This is a genomic window from Mycobacterium sp. (assembly GCF_035623875.1).
Classification (GTDB): Bacteria; Actinomycetota; Actinomycetes; order Mycobacteriales; family Mycobacteriaceae; genus Mycobacterium.
In genome coordinates this window covers 1-2,666 of record NZ_DASPSP010000322.1, presented here as the reverse complement: position 1 = coordinate 2,666, position 2,666 = coordinate 1, and the positions used below count along the sequence as shown (strand labels likewise).

The window sequence follows — 2,666 nt, the reverse complement described above, 5'->3', positions numbered from 1 at the left end:
TGATCCGCGCCGACGACGATAATCCCGGCGCAGCCGGGATTGAGGAGTGGCGCGCATGATCTTCGCCAAAGGCCATGGCACCCAGAACGACTTCGTGTTGCTGCCCGACCTGGACGCCGAGCTGACGCTGACACCCGCGGTGGTGTCCGCGCTCTGCGATCGGCGCCGGGGGCTCGGTGCCGACGGGGTGCTGAGGGTCACCACAGCGGGTGCCGTGCTGGCCGCCGGGGTGCTCGATCGCGTGCCGGACGGCGTGACCGCCGACGACTGGTACATGGACTACCGCAACGCCGACGGGTCGATGGCACAGATGTGTGGCAACGGCGCGCGGGTATTCGCGCACTACCTGCGGGCTAGCGGTTTGGAATCCCGGGACGAGTTCGTCGTCGGGTCACTGGCCGGCCCCCGACCCGTCGTCTTGCATCGCGTCGACGCGACCAACGCCGACGTCAGCGTCGACATGGGTAAAACCAACACGTTGGGCGAGGGGCAGGCCGTCGTTGGTGGCCGCGCCTTCAGCGGGCTGGCGGTCGATGTCGGCAACCCGCACCTGGCCTGTGTCGACCCTGAGCTGACCGTCGATGCGCTGGCAGCACTGGACGTCGCGGCGCCGGTGACGTTCGATACGGCCCAGTTCCCGGACGGCGTCAACGTCGAAGTTCTCACCGCGCCGGCCGACGACGCGGTCAGCATGCGGGTACACGAGCGCGGGGTGGGCGAAACCCGTTCGTGCGGCACCGGAACCGTCGCCGCCGCTGTGGCTGCACTGTCTTATGCCGGCGCGGCCAGCGGCACGCTCACCGTGCGAATTCCGGGCGGCGACGTCGTCGTCACCATCACCGAGGCCAGCAGCTACCTGCGTGGGCCGTCGGTGCTGGTGGCGCGAGGCGAACTGAGCGAGGAATGGTGGCAGGCAGCGCAGCGTTAATTCGGATGCATGTCGCCGCTTCGGCGTGCACCATCTAATTGCCTATGACGTATCCAGAATTTCCTGACCAATTGCCACCCAGCACGGGTGAGCTTGCGCTTGACGACCGTTCGGCGCTGCGCCGTGTCGCCGGGTTATCCACCGAACTCGCCGACGTCTCCGAGGTCGAGTACCGGCAACTGCGCTTCGAGCGAGTCGTTCTCGTCGGTGTGTGGACGGAAGGCAGCGCCGCCGACGCCGAGGCCAGCCTTGCTGAATTGGCCGCGCTCGCCGAGACCGCCGGTTCGCAGGTGCTCGAAGGCATGATCCAGCGTCGTGACAAGCCGGATGCCTCGACCTACATCGGTTCGGGCAAGGCGCAGGAGCTGCGCGAGGTGGTGCTGGCGACCGGCGCCGACACCGTCATCTGCGACGGCGAGCTGTCCCCGGCTCAGCTGACCGCACTGGAGAAGGCGGTCAAGGTGAAAGTTGTTGACCGTACGGCGCTGATCCTCGACATCTTTGCCCAGCACGCCACCAGCCGTGAGGGCAAGGCGCAGGTGGCGCTGGCGCAGATGGAGTACATGCTGCCGCGGTTGCGTGGTTGGGGTGAATCGATGTCGCGGCAGGCTGGTGGTCGGGCCGGCGGCAGCGGCGGCGGGGTGGGTCTGCGTGGTCCCGGTGAGACCAAGATCGAGACCGATCGTCGCCGCATCCGCGAGCGAATGTCGAAGCTGCGCCGCGACATCAAGGGCATGAAGCAGGTCCGCGACACGCAACGCAGCCGCCGGCTGGAAAGCGACCTGCCCTCGATCGCGATTGTCGGCTACACCAACGCCGGCAAATCCAGCCTGCTCAATGCGCTGACCGGTGCCGGTGTGCTGGTGCAGGACGCCTTGTTCGCGACCCTGGAACCCACCACTCGCCGTGGCGAATTCGACGACGGACGCGCGTTCGTGGTCAGTGACACCGTGGGCTTCGTGCGGCACCTGCCGACGCAGTTGGTCGAGGCGTTCCGTTCGACGCTGGAAGAGGTTGTCGACGCCGACCTGCTGGTGCACGTCGTCGACGGCACCGACGTCAACCCGCTGGCCCAGATCAGCGCGGTGCGCCAGGTGATCTCCGAAGTCATCGCCGACCATCACGGCGACCCGGCCCCGGAACTGCTGGTGGTCAACAAGGTCGACGCCGCAGGCGATTTGGCGCTGGCCAAGCTGCGCCGTGCGCTGCCCGGAGCGGTCTTCGTCTCGGCGCGCACCGGCGAGGGCATCGACGCGCTGCGCCGGAAGATGGCCGAGCTGGCTGCCCCGACCGATACCGCCGTCGACGTCGTAATCCCTTATAACCGGGGTGATCTGGTCGCCCGGGTGCACGCCGACGGCCGGGTGCAGCAGACCGAGCACAACAGCGACGGCACGCGGATCAAAGCGCGGGTTCCGGTGGCGCTGGCCGCGAGCCTGCGCCAGTTCTCGGCGACCTGAGACTGCCCCAGACACCAGAAAGCGCCGGAGCCTGTGGCTCCGGCCTTCTGTTCTGGCGGTAGAAGAGACCGACCAAGTTCGTGGGCAGATCGGACAGGCGACCTGATAAGTCCGCAGACGCCCTGGCAAACTCTGCGCTAGCGGGCGTGAGCAGCTCCGCGTCGAAGTCCGCACCCAGAAAATGGGTGAAATCGGTCAAGTGTTCGAATGACGCGCCGGCGCGCCCGCCGCGGATTGGGCATTAGGTCGGCAGCGGCACGAGGCTTGCGCCCCTGCAT

The 2,666-nt window shown here is 67.6% G+C and carries 2 protein-coding genes; both read left to right on the top strand.

Annotated elements, in window-relative coordinates:
• Positions 1-55: 55 nt before the first annotated feature.
• Positions 56-928 (top strand): diaminopimelate epimerase, encoded by an 873-nt coding sequence (dapF, locus tag VEI45_RS25645; protein WP_324857523.1) that lies wholly within the window; start codon positions 56-58, stop codon positions 926-928.
• Between the two features lie 44 nt (positions 929-972).
• A complete protein-coding gene (gene hflX / locus VEI45_RS25640) occupies positions 973-2,388 on the top strand; it encodes a GTPase HflX (protein ID WP_324857521.1) in 1,416 nt (471 codons plus the stop codon).
• The last annotated feature ends 278 nt before the right edge of the window (positions 2,389-2,666 follow it).